Annotated in this window: 12 protein-coding genes; 9 read left to right on the forward strand and 3 right to left on the reverse strand. The window is 44.3% G+C overall.

What is annotated here, in order from left to right:
- Nucleotides 1-158 precede the first annotated feature (158 nt).
- A complete protein-coding gene (locus FTU01_RS12995; RefSeq protein ID WP_180139428.1) occupies nt 159-1,676 on the reverse strand; it encodes an acetyl-CoA C-acetyltransferase in 1,518 nt (505 codons plus the stop codon).
- Nucleotides 1,677-1,916: 240 nt separating this feature from the next.
- Between FTU01_RS12995 and FTU01_RS13000 the strand changes: the two genes are divergently transcribed.
- From FTU01_RS13000 to dnaX, 5 genes are all read left to right on the forward strand, one after another.
- Nucleotides 1,917-3,308, forward strand: coding sequence for a 3-oxoacyl-ACP reductase (locus FTU01_RS13000; RefSeq protein WP_180139431.1), 1,392 nt, complete (start codon nt 1,917-1,919; stop codon nt 3,306-3,308).
- Between the two features lie 196 nt (nt 3,309-3,504).
- Nucleotides 3,505-4,359 (forward strand): MaoC/PaaZ C-terminal domain-containing protein, encoded by an 855-nt coding sequence (locus FTU01_RS13005; RefSeq protein WP_180139434.1) that lies wholly within the window; start codon nt 3,505-3,507, stop codon nt 4,357-4,359.
- A 59-nt stretch (nt 4,360-4,418) separates the two neighbouring features.
- Nucleotides 4,419-5,681 (forward strand): serine hydrolase, encoded by a 1,263-nt coding sequence (locus tag FTU01_RS13010; protein ID WP_180139437.1) that lies wholly within the window; start codon nt 4,419-4,421, stop codon nt 5,679-5,681.
- Between the two features lie 83 nt (nt 5,682-5,764).
- Nucleotides 5,765-6,208 (forward strand): copper resistance protein NlpE N-terminal domain-containing protein, encoded by a 444-nt coding sequence (locus tag FTU01_RS13015; RefSeq protein WP_004783916.1) that lies wholly within the window; start codon nt 5,765-5,767, stop codon nt 6,206-6,208.
- A gap of 275 nt (nt 6,209-6,483) precedes the next feature.
- On the forward strand, nt 6,484-8,574 hold the full coding sequence (dnaX, locus tag FTU01_RS13020) for a DNA polymerase III subunit gamma/tau (RefSeq protein ID WP_180139440.1): 2,091 nt from the start codon (nt 6,484-6,486) through the stop codon (nt 8,572-8,574).
- 7 nt (nt 8,575-8,581) lie between these two features.
- On the opposite strand, the gene FTU01_RS13025 is transcribed toward dnaX, so the two are convergent.
- Both FTU01_RS13025 and FTU01_RS13030 read right to left on the reverse strand, forming a co-directional pair.
- On the reverse strand, nt 8,582-9,016 hold the full coding sequence (locus FTU01_RS13025; RefSeq protein ID WP_180139443.1) for a thioesterase family protein: 435 nt from the start codon (nt 9,014-9,016) through the stop codon (nt 8,582-8,584).
- A 54-nt stretch (nt 9,017-9,070) separates the two neighbouring features.
- Complete coding sequence (locus tag FTU01_RS13030; protein ID WP_180139445.1) at nt 9,071-10,228, reverse strand: iron-containing alcohol dehydrogenase; 1,158 nt, start codon at nt 10,226-10,228, stop codon at nt 9,071-9,073.
- A gap of 118 nt (nt 10,229-10,346) precedes the next feature.
- On the opposite strand from FTU01_RS13030, the gene FTU01_RS13035 reads away from it, so the two are divergent.
- From FTU01_RS13035 to FTU01_RS13050, 4 genes are read left to right on the forward strand one after another with little or no spacing between them, the layout of a single operon-like run.
- A complete protein-coding gene (locus tag FTU01_RS13035; RefSeq protein WP_180139448.1) occupies nt 10,347-10,856 on the forward strand; it encodes a low molecular weight protein-tyrosine-phosphatase in 510 nt (169 codons plus the stop codon).
- A gap of 3 nt (nt 10,857-10,859) precedes the next feature.
- Nucleotides 10,860-11,897 carry a UDP-N-acetylmuramate dehydrogenase gene (gene murB, locus FTU01_RS13040; RefSeq protein WP_180139451.1) on the forward strand — a complete coding sequence of 346 codons (1,038 nt, stop codon included), beginning with the start codon at nt 10,860-10,862 and terminating at the stop codon, nt 11,895-11,897.
- A gap of 5 nt (nt 11,898-11,902) precedes the next feature.
- A complete protein-coding gene (locus FTU01_RS13045) occupies nt 11,903-13,042 on the forward strand; it encodes a YdcF family protein (RefSeq protein WP_166134989.1) in 1,140 nt (379 codons plus the stop codon).
- The gene (locus FTU01_RS13050) at nt 13,042-14,085 is read left to right on the forward strand and encodes an alpha/beta hydrolase (protein ID WP_005236036.1); all 1,044 of its coding nucleotides are present in this window, start codon (nt 13,042-13,044) and stop codon (nt 14,083-14,085) included. Before FTU01_RS13045 ends, FTU01_RS13050 begins: the two co-directional genes overlap by 1 nt.
- Nucleotides 14,086-14,088: the final 3 nt, after the last annotated feature.

Consider the following 14,088-nt stretch of genomic DNA (forward strand, 5'->3'; position numbering starts at 1 on the left):
TGGAGAAATCTAATCGGTATGTTATACCTGAGAGAAGAGTGAGGAGTTATCCAAGGGTTGTAAAAGGAAAACCTCAAAAATACCCAAGAAAAAGCCAGTCAATCTCTTAACTGACTGGCATTACTCATAGAGAGCGGTTTTTTTATATGAGGCTTGGATTATTTTTCAATAATTGCTGTTACGCCTTGACCACCAGCTGCACAGATCGAAACCAGTACACGACCTGAACCTTTCTGGTTAATCAGTTTTGCTGCAGTTGCGATAATACGACCGCCAGTTGCTGCAAACGGGTGACCTGCAGCAAGAGAAGAACCTTTTACGTTCAGCTTGGCACGATCAATTGAACCTAGAGGAGCATCCAGACCTAAACGTTCTTTACAGAATTTTGGATCTTCCCAAGCTTTCAGCGTTGAAAGTACTTGCGATGCAAATGCTTCGTGAATTTCATAGTAGTCAAAATCTTGCAGTTTCAGACCAGCACGTTCCAGCATACGAGGAACTGCATAAGCAGGTGCCATCAACAGGCCTTCTTTTTTCTCTACGAAATCAACTGCAGCAGTTTCCTGGAAAGTAAGGTAAGCCAGTACTTCATGACCATTTGCTTTAGCCCATTCTTCAGAAGCCAATAGCACACAAGACGCACCATCAGTCAGTGGAGTAGAGTTACCCGCTGTCATGGTACGTGCATCGCCTTTACCAAAAGCAGGCTTTAGTTTCGCCAGTTTTTCAACTGAAGAATCTGGACGTAAGTTGTTGTCACGTTCAAGACCCAAGAATGGAGTCACCAGGTCATCAAAGAAACCTTCTTCATAGGCTGCTGCCATTTTCTGGTGTGAAGAAGCAGCTAACTCATCTTGCGCTTCACGGGAAATACCCCATTCCAGTGTAGTAATCGCCTGATGGTCGCCCATAGACAGACCAGTACGTGGCTCACCATTTTTTGGTGCGTCCATCAGGTCTTTCACATTGATTTTAGTCAGGGCTTTTAAACGGTCTTTCGCAGTTTTCGCAATGTTCAGCTCAAGTAATGCTTTACGCAAGCCATCACCGAAAGCGATGGGTGCATCAGAAGTCGTATCTACACCACCTGCGATCCCCACTTCGATTTGACCTAGAGCAATCTTGTTCGCGACCAGGAATGCCGCTTGAAGGCCAGTACCACATGCTTGCTGGATGTCATAAGCAGGTGTTTCCGGTGCAAGAGCAGTATTCAGTACACATTCACGCGTCATGTTGAAGTCGCGGCTGTGTTTCAGTACAGCACCTGCAACCACTTCACCTAAGCGTTGACCTTGAAGGTTAAAACGTTCAACCAGACCATTCAGGGCTGCTGTGAACATATCAGTATTGGATGCCGTAAAGTAAGCACCGTTAGAACGTGCAAATGGAATGCGGTTACCACCGATAATAGCAACGCGGCGAACTGTATTTTGGCTCATGTTTGGTTCCTGTTGAACAGAAGTCTGTGTTATAGATGTTGAATCTTGTTGGCTTGAAGTCGTTTTTTTAGTACGTGCAGATGTACTGCGTGTACGTGGGGTTTTAGCCGGACTTTTTTCTGCAGCATTGGCTGTATCAGGATTTTTAGTGCTACGCTTGCTACGCGTTGATGGTTTTGACACAGTTTCTGTCGCAGAGTTCTCGACTGCTGGATTATCTTGAGTTGTTTTGCTCATAAGGCTTTACCAGGCAAATAGATCGTCTTCTTGGCGGTTACATTAGCATAGAAGAAGATAGGCTGTATTGACTACAATGACATTACAGACTGCGCTTAGGTCAAGTCATCTGCCTATTATCTCAAGTATGATTGGGCGGAATCTGGTAGATCTATTGAAATATAAGTGTCTGGCATCATACTGAAGTTTAAGGATAACTTTAGATCAACCAAAAATTAATTTGTATGAGAGATAATAAACATGACTGATCAGTACCAAACTTTTGCAAAATCTCCTATTGGTAAATTTGTCATTAAAAATTTGGGTCTGCCATCCCCAACTTCTTTAGACCGTTTTGAGTCTGCTACACCAGTTGTCAAAGGTGCGGTATTGTTTGGAGCAGCACCGGCAAGTACCTTGACTGGTGCTATTGCTCAGGTTCTGGCAAATATTCATGCCAATAGTTATGCAGGTAACAATGCTGAACTGCAACAGGCTGCTGCATCGGCTGGACTGAATCTGGGCGCGTTTAATCCGGGCGATAAAGAATCAAAATTCAAAGTTGTCATTTTTGATGCTTCAGGAATCGAAAATTCAGAACAGTTAAAATCACTTTATGATTTCTTCAACCCGATTGCGCGTCAAATCCAAAGTTCTGGCCGTGTCGTGATTGTGGGGACTACGCCTGAAACTGCTAAATCAGTCAGTCAGTCAATTGCTCAACGCGCACTGGAAGGTTTTGTAAAATCTGTGGGTAAAGAGTTTAAAAAGGGTATTGCAGCGAACCTGATCTATGTAGATGCCGGTGCTGAAGCAAACCTTGAGTCTGCTTTACGTTTTACAGTTTCTCCACGTTCTGCCTATGTTTCTGGTCAGGTGATCCGTGTTTCACCTGCTGAAAAAGTGGATGTGGACTGGACTAAACCATTAGCGGGTAAAACTGCTGTAGTGACCGGTGCGAGCCGTGGTATTGGTGAAGCGATTGCGCATGTATTGGCACGTGATGGCGCACATGTTATCTGTCTGGATGTTCCGCAGCAGCAAGCGGACCTTGACCGTGTAGCCGGTGAAATTGGCGGTTCAACTTTAGCCATCGATATTACTGCTGCAGATGCAGGTGAGAAAATCAAAGCGGCAGCAGCTGAGCAAGGCGGTCTGGACATTATTGTGCACAATGCCGGTATTACCCGCGACAAGACTTTGGCCAATATGAAGCCTGAGCTATGGGATCTGGTGATTAACATCAACCTGTCTGCCATTGAACGTGTAAATGACTATTTAATCTCCAACGATGGTCTAAATGCCAATGGCCGTATTATCTGTGTATCTTCAATTTCAGGTATTGCAGGTAACCTGGGTCAAACCAACTATGCAGCGTCTAAAGCGGGTGTGATTGGTGTGGTGAAATTCACAGCACCAACCTTAAAAAATGGTATAACGATTAATGCCGTTGCACCGGGCTTTATCGAAACACAAATGACGGCTGCGATTCCATTTGCAATCCGTGAAGCAGGCCGCCGTATGAACTCAATGAGCCAAGGTGGTCTACCTGTAGATGTTGCAGAAACGATTGCCATGTTTGCTTCTACGGCTTCAACTGGTTTAAATGGCAACGTGGTTCGTGTCTGTGGTCAAAGCCTGTTAGGGGCTTAATGGAATCTCTCCCGACCTCTCTTTATAAAAGAAAGGAGAAGTCCCCCTTTTATAAAGGGGGATTCCGGGGGATTAAAATTCTAATGAGAAAATTCCAAGAATTCTCAAAACCTCTCCAGTGCTTCACATTCATACAATGATTGAAGTATGCTCAGGAGAGGTCACTTTATAAAGATAATATTTCCAAAGGTTCAGTATGAATACGCGCCATTTTAGTCAACTTCCAAAACCTTATTTAGCCTATCCAAAAGTGATTCAAGGCTTGATTTTTAAAAAGCCGAAAGCTGAAAAAGTTCTGCCGCAAGTTGAATATGTGGTGGATTCATTCAAGGTCGATCAGAAACATTTAAAAGCCTATAATGAAGTATGTGGCTTTAAAAATAATGGTTATATTCCAGCTATTTATTTGACCGTATTGTCTCAAAGTCTACAAATGCACATGATGACCTCGGAAGCATTTCCGTTCCCGATTTTAGGACTGGTACATATCCGTAATCAGGTCAAGCAATACCGTAAAGTCGGTGTAAATGAGACTTTAACCCTGTCATGCAAATTTGGTGAATTACAGCCCCATGACAAAGGCGTTCAGTTTGATTTTATTACCACAGTCAAAGTGGGCAATGAAGTCGTCGTTGAGGCATTAACGACTTATCTTTCACGTCAAAAGACTGATGCTAAAGCTGCTGCAAAATCAGCAGAAAGTAAAGCACCAGACTATAAGCTGAATACTGAATGGAAAATTTCAGAAAATACCGGCCGCCGTTATGCCATGACTTCAGGTGATTTTAATCTGATTCATATTCATGCTGTTACAGCGAAGGCTTTTGGTTTTAAGCAGGCGATTGCACATGGTATGTGGAGCAAAGCCAAAGCGCTGGCTAATCTGTCATTGCCGGATGCGTATGAAGCCGATGTCTGGTTCAAGCTACCGATTTACTTGCCTTCTAAAGTTGAGTTTCTAACGGCTCAAGCAGCGAATGATACAGATTTCCTGATCCGGAATAGCAAAAACCAGAAGCCGCATGTGACCGGCCATGTAAAAGCGATTTAAATCTAAATCAAAAGCCTAAACTCGATTTAGGCTTTTTCATTTTAAGGGATCAAAATTCTATGGATAGAATGACGCAGCCAATCAAAGATTATCTGTTTGCTGATCAGCATAATTATCAGGGCAATGTGGATACACGTTTTCGCGACCTTGCTCGTCAGTTTAGCCGCCTACAGGATGCACGTACTGAACAGGGTGGTGCAGCACTTGTCGTATATTTTCAGGGACAAAAAGTTGTCGATATTTATACCGGAAAGAAGTCTGCCACAGAAAACTGGCAGCCCGATACCATGTCACTATGCTATTCCACTGGCAAAGGTGTACTGGCGACATTGGCACACATTCTGGTCAGTAAAGGTTATCTGGACTATGACAGATCAGTTGCAGAATACTGGCCTGAATTTGCCCAGAAAGGTAAACGGTCGATTACTTTGGCACATATGCTGAGCCATCAAAGTGGTTTGTTTGATATCCGTAATATCATTGATGATGCCACTGAAATGGCTGACTGGTCACACATGCTGGAGCGGATCGCGGCAGCTGAACCACGTTTTCAGACCACGACTGATGCCGCTTATCAACCTTTGACTTTTGGCTGGCAGGTGGGGGGAGTACTGGAAAAGGCAACCGGTAAATCATTAGGCCAATTAATGCAGGAATATTTAGTTCAGCCTCTGCAATTAAATGGTGCCTATTTTAGTGTGCCGCTGGATGAACTGCCTCGAGTTGCGCGACCGATCTTTAAAGCAAAATCTGCATCTCAATCTTCTAAAGGCAAAAGAGTAGTTACACGCAAACCCGGTTTAATGGAGCGTGCTCTGGTCTGGAGTGGTCAGAGTCCACAAGATTTTCAGGATGGCATGATTCCTAAAGGCATGAAGAATTTTAGCTTCTTTAGTGATGAGGGATTACAGGCGATTATTCCTTCAGCTAATGGCGTCTTTACTGCAGACAGTCTGGCAAAAATCTATGCGATGTTGGCCAATCACGGTGCTTGGCAAGGCCAGCAGTTGATTTCACCTCCAGTATTCCAGCGACTAAGCCAGGTGCAATATACCCGTCGTGATCGGGTGATGCCTGTGCCAATGCACTGGCGTCTGGGTTATCACCGTATTTTGACATTGGGTAAAGCCTCTACAGGTTTTGGTCATATGGGCTTTAACGGTTCTGGTGCCTGGTGTGATCCGGAACGCGGTTTAAGTTTTGCCTATACCCATAACTTCCCAACAGGTTCATTAACTGGAGATTACCGTCTTTGGGGGCTGACGCAGGAAACTTTGCGCTGTGCTGATGCGGTATTGACGGGAAGAAAAGGCTGGCGCTAACTGAATATCCTTGATTTGGGAGTTTAGTCAGTCATTTAAAATATGCTATTTTGTGGCAAATTCCAGTGCTGCGAAATGAAACCATGAAAAAAGTAATACTGATTCCCTTAGTGGCAACCGGTGCTTTATTCGGTTGTCAGGATCAAACCCAATCAGCTAAAAATACTATTGTTGAAGCCAAGGCACAGATTCCAGCATGGGCGGGAGAGTATCAGGGTACAACTCCTTGCATGGGCTGCTTGTCCCGTTGTGATGATTGTCCGGGCATGGCTGTCATGCTAACTCTGCACGAAGATCAAACTTATACTTTAGAACGTGAAAGCCTGAGTGGTCATAATGAGGTGGAAACCTTTAGTGGCCCGATTCGTTTCCAAGATGATTCTCATCAGAAGATTGAGCTGGTGAATGTAGCGACTCGTAATTTACTGTATGTTGATCTGGAAGAGCATGTGCTGGAAATCCGTGAAGACAAAAGCGGTAAACGCTACCAGATGCAGAGTGATTTTATTTTAGGGCGATTCGCTTAAACAGATTCAACTCAATCCTTTATCTTCGATTAGAAATTTTTATTTTTAAGATTGTATTAATCTGCTCAAATAGATGGTAGATCAATAGATATTTTATTTTCCAAATATACAAAAACTATCCTGATATTCCTGTCAGGCATAAAAATGGAGCAAACAGCTTCGAGATAGTTGATTTAAATCAGATTGATAGGTCTATCTCTCCAGATCATAACTGATTAATTCATTCACTATTTTATAAAAAAACAGTATGCTTAGACCTGTAAAAAGGAGCATACATGTATCAAGTACTTGCGCGAAAATACCGTCCCCGCAATTTCAACGAATTGGTCGGTCAAAACCATGTTTCACGTGCCTTAACCAGCGCACTGGAGCGTGGCCGTTTGCACCATGCCTATTTGTTTACGGGAACGCGTGGTGTTGGTAAAACCACGATTGCACGTATTTTGGCGAAGTGCTTGAACTGTGAAACCGGTATTACATCAACTCCTTGTGAGGTGTGTCCGACCTGTACCGCCGTCAATGAAGGCCGTTTTATTGACCTGATCGAGATCGATGCGGCATCACGTACCAAAGTCGAAGATACCCGTGAGCTGCTGGACAATGTCCCTTATGCGCCAACTCAGGGTCGTTTCAAGGTTTATCTGATCGATGAAGTACATATGCTGTCCACGCATTCCTTCAATGCTCTATTAAAGACACTGGAAGAACCACCGGAGCATGTCAAATTCCTGTTCGCTACCACAGATCCACAAAAGCTGCCGATTACCGTTATTTCTCGCTGCCTGCAATTTACTTTGCGTCCATTGGCTGTTGATGAAATTACCGAACATCTGGGCAATATCCTGACGAAAGAAAGCATTCAGGCTGATCAGGATGCGATCTGGCAGATTGCAGAATCAGCACAGGGCTCGCTTCGTGATGCCTTATCCTTAACAGATCAGGCGATTGCCTATGGTCAGGGGGCTATCCAGCATCAGGATGTCAAAGACATGCTGGGCTTGATCGACCGAACCATCATCTATGATCTGATTCTGGCGATTCATCAGAACCAGAAAGCACGTGTTAGCGAATTATTATTGCAATTCCGTCAGCAGGCGCTGGATGTATCACTGGTATTAGATCAGTTGATTTCTACCTTGCATGAACTGGCTTTATTACAATACCTGCCAGATTTAAGCCTGAAATACAGTGCCGAGATCAATCAAAAGATCATGCAGTTATCGGCTTTGATTTCAGCACAAGATTTGCAACTGTATTATCAGATTGCCTGTAAAGGCCGGGCTGACCTACAGCTTGCGGTTACGCAGGAGCAAGGCTTTGAGATGACGGTGCTGCGTTTGCTAGCCTTCTGTCCGCTACAGCCCAATGAAATTCCAACTAATACAGCTCAGATACAACAAGCTGTACCTGCTGCTTCAGCTCCACAACAAAATCAGATAACGCAGCAGGAAAGTGCTCCGGTTGCTCAAGCTGCTGTAGAAGATTTTTCATTAGATGCTGGCTATGAAGACGATCAGGATGATCATCCAGTCACTGCACAGTCTGAACCATCTTCGAATGATTTTCTGGATGAAGACGAGCCAGAAACCAATTCTGAGCCTCAAGTCATACAAGCTGAATCAACTAGAGTAGAACAATCTGAGTCTGATCAAATTGTATTTGATCCAAACCTGGAAGATGGTCTGTTTGGTTTTGACGATGTTCCTGCAGAACCTGTTCCATCTAGCCCTGAAGCCAGCAGTGATGATTTTCTTTTAGAAGAATTCATTCCTGAAAAAGATATTGCCGCACCAGTAGAACAAGAATCCGAGTTTAGTCTGGATGCTTTAGCTCCTGAATCAGAACAAGTGGTTCATAAAGCAGATGAAAGCCAGTCAGAAATTTCTAATCAGACTGAGGTTGCATCAACTCAGATCGCAAATACGAATTTTTCTACAGACCGTAATCTGATGCCGCAGGATATTCTGCAAATTCCGGTACAGGATATGCAGGGTGAATGGACGGTAGAAAAATGGGAATTCTGGTTCCGTAACAGCCAGTTATCTCCGGCAGTTCAGGAATTGGCTCAGTATGGCATCATGACTGGTCAGATTAATGCAGCATCGGTCTTTCATATTCCAGAGCGTTATCAGCCGCTTTTGTCGCAGCTACAACATCATCTGGAAGCAGCTTTGCGGGAACAATGGCCACAGACCATTTTCCAGGTGAAGTTTGAAGATGTAGAGCAGTTAACGCCATATACCATGCAGCAAGAACGTAAAGTACGCGCTTTTAAACGCGCAGAAGAGCTGCTGCATGCTGAACCGGCTGTACGTGACTTGCTGGAACAGTTTGATGGTGAATTGCACAATATTCAGCTGAAATAAAATAATTTTAGGCTGAGACAAAACGCGCTAAAGCATCCAGCATTTCAGCTGGAATCGGGGTGCTTTTTCGTGTGTAGCGATCGACAAACACATGCACAAAACTGCCTTGAGCGGCTGCCGTATCAGAGTTCATTTTGAAGATTGCCAGATCATAGCTGAGAGAACTATTCCCCATTTTTTCTATGGCGACACCTACCTCTATAATTTCCGGATAAGACAGCTCCTGATTGAACTGGCATTGCGAGCTGACCACCAGTCCAATCATTGGAGAATATTTGGGATCAAATGCGGCTTCCTGAATCAAAAGGGCATTCGCGGCCGTATCAAAATAGCTGTAATAAGTGACATTATTGACATGGCCATACAGGTCATTGTCCGCCCAACGAGTCTGTATCGGCAGAAAAAATGAATAATGTTCGCGTTGTTTAAGAGCTGCTTTCATATTTTTAAATAACTTGTAGTGGCTAGATCTGCTGAGTCGAAAATAATCCTAAATCTAATAGATCGCCTGATAAATGTTGTAAGCATCTTCCAGAGTAAGTTCACGTGGATTGTTCTGTAACAGGCGGCTCTGTTTCATGGCATCTTCGGCCATGATCATCAGCATATGTTCAGGAATTCCTAATTGTTTAAGTTTCAGGGTTAAGCCACTTTTCACCAGATGATTATTAAAATGATCAATAAATAGGTCAGTCAGGCCATCATGACAGCCTTTGCTTTGTGGATCTAACAAGCACATCAGTTCGGCATAGAGCGCCTTGGCATCAGGGGTATTAAATTTCATTACCTCAGTTAATACCAGTGCATTACTATGTCCATGTGAAATATGGAAATGTCCACCTAGCGGATAAGCCAGTGCATGTACCGCACCCACTGGTGCATTGGCAAAGGCCTGACCTGCCAGCATCGAGCCGACCAGCATGTTTTGACGTGCGTCCAGATCCTGACCATCGTCCAGCACACGTTGAAGATTGGCATTTAACAGTTTCAAAGCATGCTTGGCCAGCATATCGGAATAGGGATTTTTTTTGATTTTAGAGGTATAAGCCTCAATAGCATGAACCATGGCATCAATGCCGGTCGCAGCAGTAATCAAGGGCGGCAGATTTTGGGTAAAGGTTGCATCCAGAATAGCAGTATCTGCAAACAGGATCGGTGCCACAATTCCGGTTTTGGTAGTTTCACCTGTAGTGACAATTGAAATCGGAGTAACTTCAGATCCCGTACCTGCAGTGGTAGGAACCAAAATCAAGGGCAAACGGGGGCCAGTAGCCTGATTTACGCCATACAGATCAGACAAAGATTGGTGCTGTGACGGATGACTCAAGATTGCAATCAGCTTGGCGACATCCATAGAGCTGCCACCACCAAAGCCAATCACGATATCGACATTTTCCTGTTTGGCAAAATCTGCTGCTTCAAGCACTACATGCTCAGGTGGATCGGCCTGTACATCGGAATAAATTGCATAATCCAGTCCCGCATCTTCAATAATTTCCAGAATAGGCAGGTGTAATTGATGCTGTAACATACCTGGGTCAGTGACCAGTAAAACACGCTGATAACGGCCCTGTTTGAGAATAGAGGATAATTCCTGAATCGTGCCGAGGCCGGCGATGATGTTGGGAACGGTTTGAAACTGAAATCGATTCATGTCTTTATCCTTTAATTTTTATCGCAAATACAAAATTATTATGGGGCGGTGATATAGGATTCATCAGGTAAATAACTTAACATAAGTATCTTGAAAATGATTAACTCTGAGGTTGTTTATGTCATCCAGAACGCCATATAAGGTGTTATGTGTTTGTTTGGGAAATATTTGTCGTTCTCCCACGGCAGAAGTGGTACTCAGACATTATTGTGATGAACAGAAACTCGATATTGTGGTCGACTCAGCAGGAACCAGTAATTACCATCCGGGGAAAGCACCTGATTTGCGTAGCCAGCAACATGCCTTAAAACGGGGTTATGATCTTTCTGGCCTGCGTGCGCGTCAACTCAAAACCCATGATTTTATTGATTATGATCTGATTCTAGCGATGGATCTGGAAAATCTGGCAGATATTCAGGCGCTCCAGCATCAGGCAGAGGCAGAATTCGGACGCCTGCGTGTCCAGGTTGCTTTAATGAGTGAACATGATCAGCACTATCCAAAACAGGCTTTGCCAGATCCATATTATGGCGGGGCAGATGGTTTTGAGCGTGTCCTGAACCAATGTGAGTCCAGCAGTCGGGCCTGGGTAGAAATTTTTAAACAACATCAAACAGAAAAGGTTTAAGTCATGCAGATTCAGACTCAGGTTCAACTTAAACCTTTTAATACGCTAAATCTCGAAGTGATTGCCGCTTACTACAGCCGGATCCAATCAACTGATGATCTGATTGCTGCACTGGAGTTTGCTGAGCAGCAACAACTGAATGTGCTGATTCTTTCTGGCGGTAGCAATATGTTATTGCCGGAACAGATTGATGCTCTCGTCCTGCATATGGATATCCAGGGCATTGAAATGCTAGAAGGAAATGAGCAGCATCAATGTCTGCGGGTAGGTGGGGGCCAAGTTTGGCATGACTTCGTACTCTGGACGACAGAACAGAAACTCTATGGTTTGCAGAATCTGGCCCTGATTCCCGGACTGGTCGGCGCATCTCCAGTGCAGAATATTGGGGCATATGGTGTCGAGGTTGGCGAATTTATTCATGCGGTAGAGGTCTATGACCGTAAGCTGAAAAAATTTGATTCCATTCCTGCCTCAGACTGTCATTTTTCCTATCGTCATAGTATTTTTAAAGATGATCCAACACGTTATGTGATTACACACGTTACTTTTAAATTACTAAAACAGGCAAATCTGAAACTGAATTATGGTGATCTTAAAGCAGCGGTGGGTGATAATCTCACAGCAGAAAACTTGCAGCAGCAGGTGATCCGGATTCGTCAGAGCAAACTTCCTGACCCTAAAGAATTTCCAAACGTGGGAAGTTTCTTTAAAAATCCTATCGTAAATCAACAGGTTTTTGACCGAATTGCTGTGCATTTTTCTAATTTGCCCCATTATCCGCAGGCCAATGATCAGGTTAAAATGGCGGCAGGCTGGCTGATTGATCAGGCAGGCTGGAAGGGGAAACAGCTTGGGTCAGTAGGCATGTTCCATAAACAGGCACTGGTTCTGGTGAACTATGGTCATGCTTCTCTGACGGATGTCCGTCAAGCCTATGGCGCAGTACAGCAGGCTGTCTGGGACAAATTCAAGATTATGCTCGAACCTGAACCGGTATTATTTGATTGTAAAGGCTTAATTCGATCTCATCAGGATAAATAACGTATATGAAAAACACCCATTGGATGGTCCGTTTAGTACAAATCGTCGCAGGACTGTTTGTATTTTTCGGCTGTCTGGTGATGTTGATCTATTCGCCATTTTATTCGCAGCTTGTGGTTAAGGGACTCAATCGATTTGTGTCCTTTGAAATTAACGAAGTTGCAGCACAAAGCCAGAAAATGGCTTCCTTGAGTGAAGATGATACGCTCGAACCAGGTTCTGATCAGTGGATTGCCCGTCAGGCTTATTTGCGTGTGATGGAGCAGGATATCCAGCAAAATCATTCTGCCAATCTGATGCTGATTCAGGCACGCTACAAGGTACTGCAACAGATGATTGAAGAACATCAGCGTGAACAGCAGGAAGAAAAAGCAGAACAGAACCAGCCTGCACAAGTGCCTTTATTGTCCCAGCAAGAACCTGTGGAAGCCGTTGACCCGACTCAGAAGGTCCGCGAACTGCTGGAATGGGACAGTAATGAAAACAAGGAACGGATTGAACAATATGTTGAATTCTTAACGACTCATCCTCTGGAAGATGAAGAAGCGAGTGCCGTACAGGTCACAGCGAAAGAGGAAATCAAGGAAGATCTGGCTTTACTGCAGGAACAGCAGCAACAGAAACCGGTCAATCAGTCTAAACCTTATGCCATTGTGGTCTTAGGTGGTGGTTTAACTTTACATGAAAATGGTAAGGATATTGTGGTCAATGACTATACGCGTTTGCGTCTGGAAACCACACTCGCAGTTGAAAAACAGTATCAGTTACCGATCGTATTGAGTGGTGTGGAAGCGCCGTATATGCAGCGCTGGTTACAAAATTACAATGTCGATGCCAAATTGCTTGAAGACCGCAGCATGAATACCTGTGAAAATACCCGTTTCAGCTCGTTATTATTGCAAAAAAAAGGTGGGGCACCGACTGTGATTCTGATTACCGACCGTTATCATATGCCGCGTACCCGTCGTCTGTTTGCACTGAATGGTATTCAAACGATTCCAGTGGAAGCACCGATGCCGAAGTCCTTGACCCGTTGGCGTCCAAGTCGACAAAATTATGATCATAGTCGCCGTGCCAATTATGAAATGCTGGCCACTATCCGCGATATGTGGTTTGGCTCCAGTGACTGTCGGGAGGTGCCTTAATGTCTGATATTCCGTTTTTAAACCCGACCATCCTGAAACAGCTGGATTTACCTGTGCCAAGCAGGGAAACAACGCCACAGCTTTTACAGCCCTTAAACTTGAATAGGGATGACCAGCCGACTATTGATCTGCTGTCTTATCGCAGACTATATGGTTTCGATTTGCTGGATTGCAAGCATTGGCAGGGCTATGTACAGATGCCGCTGTTTAAACTGCATGTGCAAGTATTTACACCTAATCTAGAAAATACCCGTTTTGACAAAATTCAGGGAACGGCGTTTCTATTACATGGATATCTGGAACATAGCGGAATTTATCAGCCGATCGTACGTGAGTTGCTGGAACAGGGTTTTAGCGTTCTAACCTATGATCTGCCGGGGCATGGTCTGAGTGATGGTTCATCTGCCAGTATCCAGAATTTTGACCATTATCAGCAGGTTTTGCATGCGGTATATCGCTATGTCAAACATGCCGAGCAGTTACCTAAACCATGGGTCGGTATTGGACAGAGTACCGGTGGTGCGATCTGGATGCATCATTTGCTCGAATTTGCAGAACGACGTGAAAATCCGTTTGTAGATCGCGTGCTGTTATTGTCACCGTTGATTCGTCCAGCTAAAACTGCCTGGTGGCATAATCCGCTCGGTCTCGGCATTATTAGCCGGATCAAGCGTGAAGTACCGCGTCATTTCCGCCGTAATAACCATAATCCTGAATTTCTGCGTTTTATCCGACTTAAAGATCCTTTGCAACCCCGCATGATGGGCATGGACTGGATTCTAGCGATGTCACGCTGGATGCTGGAAATGGAAGCACGTCCAGCTTGCCGAATCCCTGTCTGGTTAGCTCAAGGTGCTCAGGATCAGACAGTGGACTGGCGTTATAATATTGAATTTATCCGTCGCAAGTTCCGCCTGCAAACTTTGTTAATGCTGGAAGAAGGTTCACATCAATTGATTAATGAACGCGCGGATATCCGTGCAGCACTCACAGGTTTAATTCCAGCCTTTTTACATGCGCATGGCAGTAAGACCTATTATTAGACT

Origin of the sequence: Acinetobacter sp. YH12043 (assembly GCF_013419915.1) — a bacterium.
Lineage (GTDB): Bacteria > Pseudomonadota > Gammaproteobacteria > Pseudomonadales > Moraxellaceae > Acinetobacter.